Source organism: Blautia marasmi (assembly GCF_900258535.1).
Lineage (GTDB): Bacteria > Bacillota > Clostridia > Lachnospirales > Lachnospiraceae > Blautia > Blautia hominis.
Window position 1 is genome coordinate 660,337 of the sequence record NZ_OIWX01000001.1, and the last position, 15,406, is coordinate 675,742.

Annotated in this window: 15 protein-coding genes; 6 read left to right on the forward strand and 9 right to left on the reverse strand. The window is 45.5% G+C overall.

What is annotated here, in order from left to right; translation table 11 throughout:
• Nucleotides 1-43: 43 nt before the first annotated feature.
• Nucleotides 44-661 (reverse strand): flavodoxin family protein, encoded by a 618-nt coding sequence (locus C6P39_RS02805; protein WP_095173440.1) that lies wholly within the window; start codon nucleotides 659-661, stop codon nucleotides 44-46.
• Between the two features lie 202 nt (nucleotides 662-863).
• On the opposite strand from C6P39_RS02805, the gene C6P39_RS02810 reads away from it, so the two are divergent.
• A complete protein-coding gene (locus C6P39_RS02810; protein ID WP_095174326.1) occupies nucleotides 864-1,292 on the forward strand; it encodes a MerR family transcriptional regulator in 429 nt (142 codons plus the stop codon).
• Between the two features lie 62 nt (nucleotides 1,293-1,354).
• On the opposite strand, the gene C6P39_RS02815 is transcribed toward C6P39_RS02810, so the two are convergent.
• Entirely contained in the window at nucleotides 1,355-1,678 is a 324-nt protein-coding gene (locus C6P39_RS02815) for a winged helix-turn-helix transcriptional regulator (RefSeq protein ID WP_095173439.1), read from the reverse strand.
• Between the two features lie 195 nt (nucleotides 1,679-1,873).
• On the opposite strand from C6P39_RS02815, the gene acgA reads away from it, so the two are divergent.
• The 3 genes from acgA to C6P39_RS02830 all read left to right on the forward strand — a co-directional run bounded on the left by acgA (nucleotide 1,874) and on the right by C6P39_RS02830 (nucleotide 3,906).
• Nucleotides 1,874-2,182, forward strand: a complete 309-nt coding sequence (gene acgA, locus C6P39_RS02820) for an ACGX-repeat peptide (protein ID WP_104802748.1) — start codon at nucleotides 1,874-1,876, stop codon at nucleotides 2,180-2,182.
• Between the two features lie 75 nt (nucleotides 2,183-2,257).
• The gene (acgM, locus tag C6P39_RS02825; RefSeq protein ID WP_095173437.1) at nucleotides 2,258-3,295 is read left to right on the forward strand and encodes a radical SAM/SPASM domain protein, ACGX system; all 1,038 of its coding nucleotides are present in this window, start codon (nucleotides 2,258-2,260) and stop codon (nucleotides 3,293-3,295) included.
• Entirely contained in the window at nucleotides 3,292-3,906 is a 615-nt protein-coding gene (locus tag C6P39_RS02830) for a 4Fe-4S binding protein (RefSeq protein WP_104802749.1), read from the forward strand. Before acgM ends, C6P39_RS02830 begins: the two co-directional genes overlap by 4 nt.
• Nucleotides 3,907-4,230: 324 nt before the next feature.
• Here the strand turns inward: C6P39_RS02830 and C6P39_RS02835 are convergent, their stop codons facing one another.
• The 4 genes from C6P39_RS02835 to C6P39_RS02850 all read right to left on the reverse strand — a co-directional run bounded on the left by C6P39_RS02835 (nucleotide 4,231) and on the right by C6P39_RS02850 (nucleotide 7,902).
• A complete protein-coding gene (locus C6P39_RS02835; protein WP_095174325.1) occupies nucleotides 4,231-4,863 on the reverse strand; it encodes a GNAT family N-acetyltransferase in 633 nt (210 codons plus the stop codon).
• A gap of 113 nt (nucleotides 4,864-4,976) precedes the next feature.
• The gene (locus tag C6P39_RS02840) at nucleotides 4,977-6,074 is read right to left on the reverse strand and encodes an aldo/keto reductase (RefSeq protein WP_104802750.1); all 1,098 of its coding nucleotides are present in this window, start codon (nucleotides 6,072-6,074) and stop codon (nucleotides 4,977-4,979) included.
• A 131-nt stretch (nucleotides 6,075-6,205) separates the two neighbouring features.
• Entirely contained in the window at nucleotides 6,206-6,706 is a 501-nt protein-coding gene (locus C6P39_RS02845) for a hypothetical protein (RefSeq protein ID WP_104802751.1), read from the reverse strand.
• Between the two features lie 353 nt (nucleotides 6,707-7,059).
• Complete coding sequence (locus tag C6P39_RS02850; RefSeq protein ID WP_104802752.1) at nucleotides 7,060-7,902, reverse strand: tyrosine-type recombinase/integrase; 843 nt, start codon at nucleotides 7,900-7,902, stop codon at nucleotides 7,060-7,062.
• A 405-nt stretch (nucleotides 7,903-8,307) separates the two neighbouring features.
• Here C6P39_RS02850 and C6P39_RS02855 point away from each other — a divergent pair, with 405 nt between their 5' ends.
• Nucleotides 8,308-8,961, forward strand: a complete 654-nt coding sequence (locus tag C6P39_RS02855) for an acetyltransferase (RefSeq protein WP_104802753.1) — start codon at nucleotides 8,308-8,310, stop codon at nucleotides 8,959-8,961.
• Between the two features lie 80 nt (nucleotides 8,962-9,041).
• On the opposite strand, the gene C6P39_RS02860 is transcribed toward C6P39_RS02855, so the two are convergent.
• Nucleotides 9,042-10,436: an alanine/glycine:cation symporter family protein gene (locus tag C6P39_RS02860; protein ID WP_095173431.1), complete on the reverse strand. Its 1,395-nt coding sequence runs from the start codon at nucleotides 10,434-10,436 to the stop codon at nucleotides 9,042-9,044.
• A 120-nt stretch (nucleotides 10,437-10,556) separates the two neighbouring features.
• Complete coding sequence (ald, locus tag C6P39_RS02865) at nucleotides 10,557-11,669, reverse strand: alanine dehydrogenase (RefSeq protein ID WP_095173430.1); 1,113 nt, start codon at nucleotides 11,667-11,669, stop codon at nucleotides 10,557-10,559.
• A gap of 436 nt (nucleotides 11,670-12,105) precedes the next feature.
• Between ald and C6P39_RS02870 the strand changes: the two genes are divergently transcribed.
• Nucleotides 12,106-12,963, forward strand: a complete 858-nt coding sequence (locus C6P39_RS02870) for a MurR/RpiR family transcriptional regulator (protein ID WP_104802754.1) — start codon at nucleotides 12,106-12,108, stop codon at nucleotides 12,961-12,963.
• Here C6P39_RS02870 and C6P39_RS02875 read toward each other — a convergent pair.
• Nucleotides 12,960-15,392 (reverse strand): response regulator, encoded by a 2,433-nt coding sequence (locus C6P39_RS02875; RefSeq protein WP_408608518.1) that lies wholly within the window; start codon nucleotides 15,390-15,392, stop codon nucleotides 12,960-12,962. The genes C6P39_RS02870 and C6P39_RS02875 overlap by 4 nt on opposite strands.
• Between the last annotated feature and the right edge of the window lie 14 nt (nucleotides 15,393-15,406).

Here is a 15,406-nt window from a genome sequence, read left to right on the forward strand (position 1 = left end):
ATAGGCCGTATTTCTTTAAATATCCGGTCCGGAAAATATTTTTCTAACGGATAAAATTTGTATGCTGCATAGCTTCCTTTACCGGCATCCCCAACTGCTCTTTTCCAAGGGCAATGGATTTTATAAGAAACGACATATTATTCGCCAGCGTCCGCATTCCCTGCAGCCCTTCTGCGTCCTTTGCCGCCTCACCGATCTCTCTGCCGTGAATGCTGTTCCAATACTGACCGGATGCTACCGGCATTCCACTAATCGTAAAATATTTATTCAGTTCGTCAAAGGTGGATGACAACCCTCCTCTTCTGGCTGCCACAACGCTTGCTCCCACTTTCATTGTCTTATCAAAAGGCGTGCTGAAGAATAACCGGTCCAGAAATGACACCAGTGTGCCATTGGCGGATGCATAATATACCGGACTGCCAATGATCAGTCCGTCACAGGCCTCAAACTTAGGTGCGATCTCATTGACGCAATCTTCAAACACACATTTGCCCTTCTCGGCACATGCCCGGCAGGCTATACATCCCCGAATCGCTTTGTTTCCGATATGGATGATCTCACAAGCAATCCCTTCTTTTTGAAATACCTTTTCCATTTCCTTTAAGGCAATATAGGTGTTTCCCTCTTTATGAGGGCTTCCGTTGATCATTAATACATTCATTTTTATATCCTCCTTTTTCTCTTATGCAATTTCCATCTGTAATTTCCATTCCGTCAGCTTTGCAGGCAGAGCACACGAATTGCACCATTGTTTTTTGCTCCGCAATGCTGTACACTATGATTGTATCAACCGATTGTAACTATCGGTCAAGTGTTTTTTGTAAATTTCTATTTTATTTATATAGGAAACGGGGTATTTGAAAATGTATACTATGATGCAGGTCTGCAAAGAAGCCAATATGACTTATCAGACCTTAAAATATTACTGTAATGAAGGATTAGTCCCTAATGTAAAACGAGATAAAAACAACCGCAGAATTTTTGACGAACGAGATCTGAAATGGATCAAAGACTTGATCTGTCTGAAAAAATGTGATATGAGCATTCAGGAAATGAAAAAATATCTGGATTTATGTATGCAGGGCGAATCTACGATCCGTCAGCGGAAAGAAATGCTTACTAAGAAACGGAATGCCCTCTTAGCTTCCATCGAGGAATTGAAAGGCCATGTTGAATATATTGACTGGAAGCAGGCGTTTTATGATGACGTTCTTTCCGGCAAACGCCCTTATGTCAGCAACTTAATACCCGTAGAGAAATCGAATGAAAGATCAGATGATTCAGCTCTTTAAACCTACGTCAAAAGCGGATATGGTATTTCTTTCGGAAGTCCGTATCCGCCTTTCATAACGGTTCATAATTGCTTTTTATAGTTCCGCCCCCATTCTTCCATAGCATCCATAATCGGACGCATTGATTCGCCTAAAGCACTCAGGGCATATTCCACACGAGGCGGTACTTCCGGATAGACAGTGCGCGTAATGATTCCGTCACTTTCCATTGAACGGAGGCTGTCTGTCAGCACCTTTTGACTGATTCCCTCTAAATCTTTCCGCAGTTCATTAAACCGCCATGGTCTCTGCATCAGATTCCGCATAATCAGCAATTTCCATTTACTTCCGATGATCTGTACCGTAGTTGCCACAGGACAAGCGGGCATTTCTTCTTTCGTCAGCATCGAAACACTCCCTTCCAAAAGTTTAAAAACGAATGTTGTATTCAAATTATAATATAAATAGTATCTTGCTGCAAGAGAGTTACAAAAAAGTAACTAAGTAATAGATTTGTGCGTACTTTTTTTCTATGCCATTCCTCCGTACAATGTAAGCAAGGAGCAGGAAATGTTCCAAAAACGAAATGGAGGTAATGAATAATGGCACTCTCAAATTTAGCTGGTTGGAATGAAAAAGCCGCTTCCTGCGGAACATCTTGCGGTGCCGGCGACAGGCCCGATGAAAAGCCCGCTGCCTGCGGTTCTGCATGTGGGGCTGGTGATAAACCACAGGAAAAACCCACTGCTTGCGGTTCTGCATGCGGAGCTGGTGGCAAAACACAGGAAAGCCCCTCTGCTTGCGGTTCCGCATGTGGCGCGGATAGCAAAACACAGGAAAGCCCCTCTGCATGCGGTTCCGCATGTGGAGCGGGTGATAAACCCTCTGCATGTGGGGCGTCGGAACAATAAGTAACTTTTATTCTCAGCAGTCCCCGGCAGTGTTGTTCTGTTGGGGACAATTTCATATAAAGTGAGGAAAACAATATGAAAGAATATTTCGCCTTTCAATGGCACATCACAGACGAATGCGACCAGAGGTGCAAACACTGTTATATTTTTTCAGAGGATAACTGCAAGAAGCCGGACGCAATGAGCTGGGAACAAATGCAGGAGACATTTTATAATTGTCTTGATCTTTGTGAGGTGTGCAAACGGCTGCCGTATTTTTATATCACAGGGGGTGACCCCATTTTACACCCAGATTTTTGGCGGCTTCTTGCCCTGCTGAAAGAACATGAGATCCCCTTTGCCATTTTAGGAAATCCGTTTCACCTGACAGATGAAGTTTGCAGAAAATTGAAATACTATGGCTGCCGGAAATATCAGCTCTCCCTTGACGGAATGAGGGAAACCCATGATTGGTTCCGCAAACCCGGCTCTTTTGACTGTACACTGGAAAAAATCTCATGCATCAAAGGGGCCGGTATTCATTCTGTTATTATGACTACGGTATCAGGCGTAAATATCAAAGAAATCCCTGCCGTTATTGATACTGTCGTTGAGCATGGTGCAGATGTATTTGCTTTTGCCCGCTATTGTCCCACCAGTGGCGAAAAGGACACGGGAATGACCCCGCAGGAATATAGAGAACTGCTTGATACCTGCTATCTAAAATTTAAGGAATACGAAGCCACAGGCTGCTCTACTTATTTCAATAAAAAAGACCATCTCTGGACGCTTTACGAGTATGAGAAAGGTGTTTTCAAAATCCCGGAGGGCACAGAAGATGGCATGATATACGGAGGCTGTAACTGCGGGAACTGTCATATGACCATAGTTCCTACCGGCGATATTTATGCCTGCCGCCGGGTACAGAACAGCAAAGTAGGAAATGTGTTCACAGACCGTATAGCGGATATATGGGTGTGTCAAATGGAAGCCTATCGGAACTATACAAAGTTTGAGAAATGCTCCAAATGTGAGCTTCTATCATGGTGCCGCGGCTGCCCGGCTGTGGCCAGCGGAAAAGAAGGGAATTTTTATGCTGCCGACCCACAGTGTTGGAAAGAGGTGATTTTATGAATGCACAGACCTGTTTAAAGAAATTACAATATGTGGGTGTTCTGAGTTTTGCTACCGTCAGCCCGGACGGAACACCGCAGATACGATGTATCAGCGCCATACATTATGAAACAGACGCCTTATATTTTTTTACAGCCAGAGGAAAAGGGTTCTGTAAAGAGCTGCTTCGTGACGGGCGGGTGCAAATACTTGCATATACCCGGTACAATGAAATGATCCGTGTATCCGCAAAAGCGATCCCTGTCCCCCGGGCGGATCAGAAAAAATGGATAGATGTGATTTTTGAGGAGCAGCCTTACCTTGCCAATGTATACCCAAATGATACAAGAGAGATCGGCATTGTTTTTTCTATTCGTGATATGGAAATTGAATATTTCAATCTGGCTGTTCATCCGATCTTCCGGGAGAACTATATTGTCGGAAACCGCCGGATAAAGCAAAAAGGTTACGAGATAACCAACCACTGTATCGGCTGCGGAACGTGCGCGGAAAACTGTCCCCAGAACTGTATCAAAGCCGGCAAGCCCTATCAGATCATGCAGGAACATTGCCTGCACTGCGGCAGCTGCTATGAACATTGTCCGGTACAGGCAGTCATGCAAAAGGACTGAACAAACGCTGCCATAACCTGTTTTTCAGCAGGTTCCGTTAATTTAATGATCAACTCACTGCCTGCCGCACTGGCAGTATAGGAAAGTTCCCGGCCGTCACATGTAATTTTCAGTGCATTTAACTTTCCACCGCGTATATATAGTCCCCGGCCTGTATGATGAAATTGTATCATGATTTGTTTTCCCCTGCGGCAGGCTGTTCTGGCGGCAGACTGTTTTGGCGGCAGGCTGTTTTGGCTTCAGGCGCATCGCAGAGAATATGAATTTCATACTGTGCTCCAGCGTCTGCGATGGAGCACAGCATAAACTACTCATAACCTCCGTCTAAAACACACGTGAGCGGCTGTATATATAAAAAAGCTCCTGGCTTATTTTATATTCTTTCTCAAGTTTTTCAAATGTTTGATCAAACGCTTCCGCAGCCCGGCTGTCAAATTCATAAACCCGGCTTTCCTGAAATTTCCAGTTCCCCTTAGGAATCGCACCTTTAGAAAGTTCCTTTACCAATAAAGCAGTCGGAAAAATATTGTCACCAATACAAATATTATATTGTTTGCTACTTTTAAAACCGCTGCTTATATAGTTTTCGGGATTTCCGTATATTACAATAGCGTCATAGCCCAGCTCAACTGCTTTTTGAAAGGAATATTCCAATAATTTTTTACCATAACCCTTACGCTGATATTTTGGCAGCACACTAAGTGGTCCAAAGGTTAAAATTGATTTTTCATTTCCTTCTTCATCAACAAGCTTTGCTTTTGTGTACATAATATTTGCGATAACAGAGTTGTCGCATTCGATCACAAAATCAAGTTCAGGCAAAAAATCTTCATGGTCACGCATGATGTGCACAAGATAATGTTCATTACACCCGGGAACGTAGAGATTCCAAAAAGCCTTCCTTGTTAGTTCTTCCACTTCTCTATAGTCAGATTTTAATTCATTTCTTATTATCATTTTGCTTTCTCTCCATTCATACAAAATCTGTCCTGCAGTATTTCCATCACTCACGTCAGAATTTGGCCTTAACTATACATCTCCGCTTTATCCTTGAAGGTGCGTAACCGTAACTATCTGCCAAAATATCCGCTGATCTCTCGCATCCTGCCTAACTGATCCACATGGAACGGGCACCGCTGGCTGCAGTGTCCGCATCCGATGCAGTCATCTGCCTTTTTTTCCAGACTTTTATAATGCTCCCCTGCCAAAACATCACCGGCCAGGGCAAGGTCATAATATTTGTTGATCAGCGCAATAGCAAGCCCCTCCGGACATGGCTGGCAATGGTCGCAGTATACGCATTTACCCTCAGCGCTTTTCGGTGCAAAGGAACTGATCACAGCGTAGTCTTTCTCTTTTGCCTCTGCGAGGAAAAATCCCAGGAGATATTCCAAATCGGCATGGTCTCTTACCCCGGGAAGCACGGTTAGGACTCCCGGCTTGTCCAGAATATACTGGATGCACTGGTAAGCTGTAAGCGCCCTTCCAAAAGGAGATGTCTTTGCATCCAGCAGCTGCCCTCCGCTGAAGGCTTTCATCACAGAGATCCCGACCCCCTCTGTCTCACACCGCTGGTACAGGCGCATCCTTTCCGACACATTTCCCTTTCCCCACTCATCGCCGCATTCATAATCATAGGCCGGGTTGATGCTGAGCATCAGCATATCGGGAAGACCAGTATCAAGAACCAATTCAGCCGTTGCAGGGGTGTGGGAGGACAGCCCCAGATGACGGACTACCCCCTGTTCTCTGAGCCGCAGGAGGTACTGCAGAATTCCGCCCTCCTTATGCTGCTTCCAGTCTGCCTCCTCATCCAGGCAGTGCAGAAAACCATAGTCGATATAATCTGTTTTCAATGCCTCAAGCTGCCAGTCTACAGAGCGTTTTACGGTTTCCAGATCTGTAGTCCATCCATAAGCACCTTTGGTATAATCTGCGCCAAAATGGATCTGATAAAAAATCTTCTCCCTTACATCTCTCATTACCTTTCCAAAGACCTGAAAACAGGACCCATGAGATGTAGCCATATCATAGTAATTAATCCCCTCCTCAAAAGCCTTTTCCAATGTTTTGGCAGCTTCTTTTTCCTCTGCCATGGCAATCGCGCTGGTCCCCATTCCCAGGACACTGATCTTATCTCCCGTTTTCCGGTTTATACGATATTCCATAAAAATCCCCCTGTCTTTTTTCTATCCGCTTCCAATCCCTGTCCCGCCAGGCATAGAAATGACGAGAAGCATATGTTATGTCTTTATAATATCATACAAATCCAATCACGGGTATCTTTCTACTCTGTCTTTTACTTATTTATCTCTGTCAAACACTGCAGATATTGATGTATCATGCGCATCAGTTCCAGGGTACTTCGGAAATATATCTTTTCTTCCGGAAATCTTACTTCACCCTGCATGGAGGCATTCTTCCTGCAGTATATCTGAATAGTAATATTCTTCTTATACAGTGCGTGGTCCCATTTGGAAAAATCTGTACCGCTTTCTTCCTTTGCAGCACCTTGGCAATCAGCAAAACACGGAATCTTTTCTTCACACATTTTCAGACACCTGGGGGCCAAATCCCCCTGCGGGTACCCTGCCTGTTTCATTACCTCCTCCATTATGAGGAGCATCTGATCCAGGCCATGAAAAATCATTCTTGTATTGTGATATAACGACCTTAATTCACCGCTTGGCACACAATCTTTGTAATTAAAAAACTGTATGATCATTGCCGCTGCATATTCCTTGTTATCCGCTCTAAGCCTGTCATCTTCATAAATACTTTCTGTTTTCCACTGCCTCATACCGGTTTCCTCCTATATACAGAAAACACACTGCATCCACATGCCCCGTCTTATCTTTGAACAACCACGGAATAAATATTCTGTGGTTACTCTTGTAAAAAAGAAAAAACATTTTTGGAGTATCCGAAAAACAGAAGTGAAAATCTTCAAAATCACATGGAAAAATAAGCCTATAACAAGAATTACTTGTATCAGGCTTATTCGCTGCGGAATCCTTTATTTTCCTGTGAGGAAACGGAAATCCTATTGATTTTTATCCCTGAATCATCTATAATGACATCAACAAATCAGAGGATGAAAGCACACGTATGTATGACAGTTACCACAGAATATTTATTCTGTGGTGTTTTTGTTTAAACCACTAACTTCATCTTGGAGATAATACGCTCATGCTCCCGGATACTTGTCTGAACGTAGATCCGTGTGGTCTCAACAGAAGAATGCCCCAGTATATCTGCTAAATGGGCCAGGTTTTTATGAACCGCGTAAAAACAGCGGGCAAATAAATGCCGGAAATTATGGGGGAATACTTTATGGACATCCACATTTGCCTCTTTGCATAATTTTTTCATGTCATGGCAGATGTTGGAGCGGTCCAGTTTTTTTCCGCTGGAGGTGCAGAATACGGCACCTGTACGGATTCCCTGCTCTTTGGCGTATCGGCTCAGTTTATCCGTTAATTTCTTTGGCAGTATAACCGTTCTGTTTTTTCCTTTCAGATTGATATCTGCACGCCCTGTGCGGACAGCCTCCACGGTTATAAACGGAAGCTCACTGACCCGGATCCCCGTCCCGCCAAACGTCAGCAGTAAATAATACATTCTTTTATTTTTCAGTTTCCCTGCACTTGACAGCAGCCGCCGATATTCAGCTTCTGAAAGTTCCTTATTCTCTTCTATAAAAGAACAATGCTGGATCTTCAACAACTTCACTTTACAATCCTCCATGCCGGAAAAGACAAGATATGCATTGACAGCCGACAGCTTTGCATTTACCGTGCGGGCTTTATGCCTTTCCTGTAATTGTCCCCTGTACTCTAGCAGCCGGCTTTTCCCGATTGGCTGCCCCTGAAGAAATTCTTTTAGATTCTCGATTTCGGAAATATACTTTTGTATTGTCAGCTTGGCCTTCTCGTGTTCCCATAAATAATCCTGAAACTCCTCGATCATAGCTCTGGTAATTATGTCTCTTCTCATATATATCTGCCTCCAGTCTAAAGATATCATCCCACAATATTTTAACTGATATACGCCATATGAAAAACAATAACTGACCAGTGCGCTCTTACCACAAAACAGTTTTTACAACCGTTCAATCATAATTTTACAAAAAACCGGAATCTATTTCTTCTGATCTTAACGTCTTCGCCGAACTAAACTCTACTAAATCTTTTAATAAATGTTCGACAAACAATTACTGATTTATTATAATGAAGATAAAGATTTTGTTTTCAGGAGGAACCTCTTATGACCAACCAACTCCAGGAAAATCCGGATCGGAACAAAACTGGTACTTCGGGAATCTGTGGCAGATAAGCAGGTGCAGACAGAGAGACAGGAAATGCAGTGATCAGAAACTAAAAGATATGAGGGGGATAAAAAATGGAACACACAGCAAACATACCAAACACCAAACGGCTGCTCATCTGGGGCGCAGGGGACCAGGGGACCGTAGCCCTGGATTGCGCCTTAGCCACAAAGAAATACAGCAGGATTGATTTTCTGGATATTCGGGAAAAGGGCCACCGCCAGATCCCGGGATATAGGATCTACGAAGAGGCAAAGGAAAATATCAACACGCTTCTTCCATCGTATGATGAGGTCATCGTCGCAAGCGGAAGCAATTATCTGCGGGAAAAGAAAATTGCCCAGATACTTGCCGCAGGAGTTCCTCTGGCAACCCTGATACATCCCACAGCAGTTATCAGCCCTTCTGCCCGTGTATCAAAGGGATGCACGATCCTTACCAATGCCGTTATAAACAGCAATGCTTATGTGGGGATCGGATGCATTGTAAACACCAATGCCGTGGTGGAACACGACTGCCTGGCTGAGGATTATGTGAATATCTGTCCTCAGGTTTCTATGGGCGGCCACGCGAAAATAGGTAGGAGATCCTTTATCGGCATAGGCAGTACCATCCTGGATCATATCACCGTCGGCAGGGAGTCCATTGTGGGGGCAGGTGCCGTGGTGATCCGGAATGTCCCTGACGGTGTGACTGTAGTGGGCGTTCCCGCCAAAAGAAGGCTGTAAAATAATACCGCACCCAGTAATTGATATTTTACTTGTCAAGTGGACAAGTAAAATATCTAAAATCAGGTGCGGTATCATTCTTATGTGGGGGCGATCCCCCGCTCTTTTTCTTTGTCTTTCTCTTTTTCCTCCTGGAAAAATGCCTTTGTCTCCGCGATCACAACAGAGCTGAGGCCCAGAAGGCCGATGAGGTTCGGAAAAGCCATACATGCATTAGTGATATCTGCCAGCAGCCAGATGGGTTTCAGGGATAAAAACGGTGCCACTGCGATACATGCAATATAAACCATCTTGTACGGAAGTATGTATTTTACGCTGTTGAACAGATATACCAGACAGCGTTCCCCATAATAACACCAGCCGATAATGGTGGTGAAGGAGAAGAAAATAAGGCCGATTGTCACCATATACATCCCGATATCTCCGGGAAGGCTTGCATTAAACGCCGCATTGGAAAGCAGGCCTCCGTCCAGGTCTGTGGTCTCCAGCAGACCGGAAGTGATCACAACAATACCGGTCATGGTGCAGATAATGATGGTAGTAAAGAAAACACTGGTCATGGAGATAAGCCCCTGGCGCACACAGGATTTTGTCTTTGCCGCGGCCACAACGATAGGGGAACTGCCGAGACCGGCTTCATTTGTGTAGATTCCTCTTGCAAAGCCTGTCCGCATAGCTGTCATAACGGAGATCAAAATAGTCCCCCCGGCGCCGCCCAGCATGGCATGAGGGGTAAACGCTGACTCAAAGATAAGGGAAAAGGCTCTGGGTATGGCTGAAGCGTTGACGAAAAGCACTGCAAAGGAGCCGATCACATAAGCCGCTGCCATAACCGGAACCACCAGCTCTGCTACGCGTGAGATAGATTTCAGGCCTCCCAGGACAACAGCGGCCACCGCGATGGTAACCACAATCCCAATAGCCGCCACCGGAAGATGGAACGCTTCACTGGCTGACTCTGTGATGGCATTTACCTGAGGAAAGGTGCCGCAGCCCAGCAGTGCTGTGATGATGCCAAAAAAGGCAAACAGCTTTGCAAGCCAGATCCATCTTTTACCCATGCCGTTCTGGATATAGTACATTGGGCCGCCTGCGATCTGCCCGTTTTCATCCACCGTACGGTATTTGACTGCAAGCAGACCTTCCGCGTATTTTGTAGCCATCCCCACAAAAGCGGAAACCCACATCCAGAAAAGCGCACCCGGTCCTCCCACACGCAGGGCCGTGGCAACCCCCACGATACTGCCGGTTCCAATGGTTGCCGCCAGAGCCGTACACAGGGAGCCGAATGCCGACACATCACCTTCCCCCTCCTCTTTTTCAAAAATGTACCGCAGTGCTCTGGGAAGACGTGTAACCTGCAGACATTTCAGCCTCAATGTAAAATATAAGCCTGTTCCGATCAATAAAATCATAGTAGGCGGTCCCCAAACGACTGCCTGTACCTTTTCCAGCAAATGCAGAATACTATCCATAAATCTACCTCCAATCCAAGATCCAATGAGAAAAAGAGCGCGGCAAAGGTACGAAAACCGACATCTGTCTTTAACCTATTGCCGCGCTGTTAAATACTTTATGTGTTAAAAATGATAGTATCAGAACAAGGTTGTAACATCTGTATTTTCCATATTGAAACTTAACGATACATTTTTGCATGTACTTAATCCATTATACGTATTAATAGCAGAATACACAACATTATTTTCTTTGCATGCTGTCTCAAGTCCCTTTCCGGCAATCTCAAGACCATATTTCAGGGTTGCGTTGGTCAGTGCAATGGTGGATGTTCTCGGTACAGCGCCCGGCATATTTCCCACACAGTAATGTACCACACCATCCACAACGAAGGTTGGATCATCGTGATAGGTGACTTTTGTTGTCTCGCAGCACCCGCCCTGGTCCACTGCAACATCCACGATCACACTTCCCGGTCTCATATTTTTCAGATACGCTTTCTTCATGATCTTAGGGGCTGCTTTTCCCGGGATCAGAACAGAGCCGATGACCAGATCTGCATCAGCAACTGCATTTTCAATGGCAGCATCTGTGCTGTACAATGTCTGGATCCTCGCACCGAAAATATCGTCCAGGTAGGCAAGGCGGTTCAGGTTAATATCCGTGATCGTCACATTAGCTCCCATTCCTATGGCAATCTTGCAGGCATTGGTTCCCACATTGCCGCCCCCCAGAATGACTACATTGGCTTTTGGTGTGCCCGGCACGCCGGAAAGGAGGACACCGGAACCTCCAAAGGGTTTTTCAAGATATTTTGCGCCCTCCTGAATGCTGAGACGTCCGGCTATCTGGCTCATTGGTGCCAAAAGCGGCAGGCTGCCGTTTCTCTCGATCAGGGTTTCATAGGCCACGCCTTTTACTTTGGATGAAAGCAGCGCATCTGTAAGAGGACGGTCCGCTGCAAGATGCAGGTATGTATAAAGGATAAGTCCCTCATGGAAATATGGATACTCTTCCTGAAGCGGCTCTTTTACTTTTACCATCATCTCTGCTCTATCCCAGACTTCTTTTGCAGAATCAAGAATCACGGCCCCTGCTTTTCTATACTCATCTGTGGTAAATCCGGAGCCAATGCCGGCCTCATTCTCAATATAGACCTCATGGCCCGCATTCACATAAGAGACAACATTATCCGGGGTTAAACCCACACGATATTCATTGTTTTTGATTTCCTTCACGCATCCTACTCTCATAATCATATCCTCCTGATATTTTTTGTTCCGCTGATATTAGAAACACCCCAGGCCGCGGAATAACATGGGTATTTTATTTATTTCAAAACCGTCCGGTCATGAAATTCTAGTGAGATACACTTATGATATACTATGATGCAGCATCTGAAACAAATAACCGTACTGCCGCCCTATTTATGAATAATATTTTTCATTTTATATTTTAAAAGACTTTTTTCTTCATTTCTTCTATGGCTTTACTTTAACACATAGAAACCGTTTGTGCAATAAGACAGATTTACAGAAAAACCCAATGGTTTTTTGGTTAAATTGTCCATTCAAAATTTTATGATATATGTTACAATTTTAACATACACAAAGGATGTCCTGAATTTTCGGAAAAATCTGATTATTTATAAAAAATCCCCGGATAAGGGGGATCGTTGGGGGAATTATTATGAATGAAATAAAAGAATTACTCAAAAGTACAAAACTTACCAAGACAGGCAAGGTCATTGCAGAATTTATCATAGATAACATAGAGGAGGCCTGCTTCATGACCTCCACAGATATAGCCATGAAGCTGGATGTCAGTGAATCCTCTGTCATCCGCTTTTCCAGAGCCCTGGGATTTACCGGGTTCATGGACTTTCAGCGGAATCTGCGGAACAGCTATAAGGACAATGTGTACAGTATGTCCAGCAACATCACCGTCCCCTATGAGCGGCTGAAAATGAGCATGGAACGGGGCGAAGCGAATTTTATGGAAGAATTTCTGGTGAACACGGAAACCAATATCTCTTCTGTCTTAAAAAACAATTCCAGGGAAACCTTTGACAAGGCCGCTGATCTCATGATCAAAAGCCGGAAAAAATTTGTGATCGCTTCCAGAGCCAATTCCGGTGTGGGGGCCTACACTTATTTTCTGCTAAAGCACATGCTGCCGGATGTATACCCTACCAATGATTCCAATGCCAATGTCATTGACCACTTAAGCGACATTGGAAAAGAAGACTGTGTTATCGTCTTCAGTTTCCCCAGATATTCCAAGCTGGATATGATGGCAGTCCAGATGGCGGAGGATGCCGAGGCAGGTATTGTGGTGATCACGGATAAGAGAAGTGCGCTTCTGGCCCAGTACGCGGACATTGTATTCACCGTAGGCCTCAACAGCAGCACCTTTTTTAACTCCTATGTGGGTGTGGAATTTCTCGTGGAAATGTTATGCGCGGATATCAACAACAAAATCGGCTGTTCCAATGAGGACAAATTAAAAAATATTGATAAATATATCAATGAACTGCAAGTGTACTAATGTCCCCCGATGGTATCCACAAGTGTGCGATACAGCAGCCCCTGGTCAATAGGCTTCGCCAGATGACCGTTCATTCCCGCCTCAGAAGCCCGCACTACATCCTCCCGGAAAGCATCTGCCGTCATGGCAATGATGGGAATGCTTTTTGCCCTGGGATGTGAGGAACTCCGGATCCTGACTGTGGCCTGATAGCCGTCCATGACCGGCATCTGTACATCCATGAGGATCAGGTCATAACGGTCCCCATCAGACATAAATTTATCCAGGGCCTCTTTCCCGTCTTCTGCGTAATCCACTGCAATCCCTGTCATCTTCAACAGTTCCATGGCAATTTCCCGGTTGATCCCATTATCCTCCACCACAAGAACACAATGCCCCTTCAAATCCGGATGGTGAATTTCCATACCCTGTCCCGGTATCATGACTGTCTTTTCTATCCCGGTAACAGAGAGCAGGGTATTGTAAAGCGTGGACGCAAAAATAGGTTTGGCAAGAAATGCGTTAGCTCCTGCCTCCCTGGCCCTTTCTTCAATTGGAGTCAGGTCATAGGCTGTTATGATAATGATCAGCGTGTCGGGCCCCACAATCTCCCGGATGCGCCGTGTAACCTGGAGTCCGTCCATATCCGGCATCTTCCAGTCGATCAAACAGACATCATACTCCTCACCGATGCGGTGCGCTTGGCTGACCTTCCCAATACATTCCTCTCCGGTCAGCACCCAGTCCGCGCGGATCCCCATTTTCTCAAGCAGAAGGGACGCATGAATACAGCTGTCCCTGTCATCGTCGGATATGAGTACCTTCAGGGATTCCAAAGCAGGCTGTTTCTGGACCCGCTGTCTGTCCGCCGCTGCGGGCAGCGCAAAATCCAGTTCCACAGTAAAGGTACTTCCCTTATCTACCTGGCTCTTTACCGAGATCGTCCCGCCCATAAGCGTTACCAGATTTTTCGTGATGGCCATACCGAGGCCTGTTCCGCCGAACTTATTCCCGGCCGCTGCGCTCTCCTGCTCAAAAGGACTGAACAAACGCTCCATAAACCCGGCACTCATGCCAATTCCCGTATCACTGACTGTAAAGCAGAGACGTACCCGGCTGTCTGTGCGCTGTACCTGCCGGATCTCCAGCAGGATCGTTCCGTTTTCCGGTGTGAATTTCAGGGCATTTGACAAGAGATTCAGCAGGACCTGATTCAGGCGCAGGGCATCCCCGATCAGAGCGGTATCCGTAATACCAGCCAGCCGTACCGTAAACTCCAGCCCTTTTGCAGAGGCCTGGGGATATATGATAGAGGTAATAGACTCGGTCACGGATTCCAGATTAAATTCTTCACAGGCAATCTTCATTTTGCCTTCATCTATTTTTGACATATCCAGCACGTCATTGATCAGCGTCATCAGATGCTTGGATGAGTATCCTATTTTCTCCAGACAATCCGCCACTCTTTTTCTGTCGTCAATATACGCAGCCGCAATGGTTGTCATTCCGATAATGGCATTCATAGGTGTACGGATCTCATGACTCATCCGGGATAGAAAATCGGATTTTGCCTGGTTGGCATGTTCTGCCACGGACAGAGCGTCTTTCAGTGCCTCTTTCTGCTCTGTGAGTTTTTTCTGCATCCTCCGCAGTTCCGTTACGTCTGTGATGTCAATGAAAATAGCCAGATAGATCGGGTATCCTCCCTGCCATTCCACACAGGTGGCATTGACCTGAAGCCATAAGTTCTTGCCAAACCTGCTTTTTACACGCATGACAAAATGGACAGGCCTGCCTGCCAGTAAATCTTCTTTCTGTTCCAGGATGACTTCCATGTTCTCATCTATATTGCGGCGATGCAGGGAATCTTCACTCCCATTGTCTCCCTCCCCAAAGTATTCCATGAAATGGGAATTTCCCTCCAGCAAATGCAGTTCCAGATTATGTCCGATCCGGTATTTTGCCACAAATCCCGGCAGGCTCTCATAGGTCACTGACTGTTCCCGCTGCATCCGCACCAGATTATCTACGTTGGTGAGGACCGAATAAGCCACTTGATAACCGTCAATCATTTCCTCTGAAAACTGGGTGGAAAACTGTACCCAGACAAAATCACCGTTCTTCCGCCGTATACGCGAAAGCAGCTGATATCCGTTTTCATGATGTTTTAGCGCGCTTAAAACGGCTGCCGTCAGTTCTTCCCATTCCTGTTGGTCATTTTGGTAATAAAGGTCCGGCCGGTTGTGAAACGCCGCTTCATATTCTTCTTTCGGCCATCCTATCAGTTCATAATAAAATTCGTTTGCCCAGATCAGGGTAAAATGTTCATCCAGCAGATGCTTGCTCACACTCACCTTCAGCAGGCGCATCAGCGTCTCATATTCGTAATCGGACGACACGTTCTGCACACGGCCGCCGGCCTCGGTCATTTCTTTTTCCTGTTTCATGATTTTTGTGGAACCTC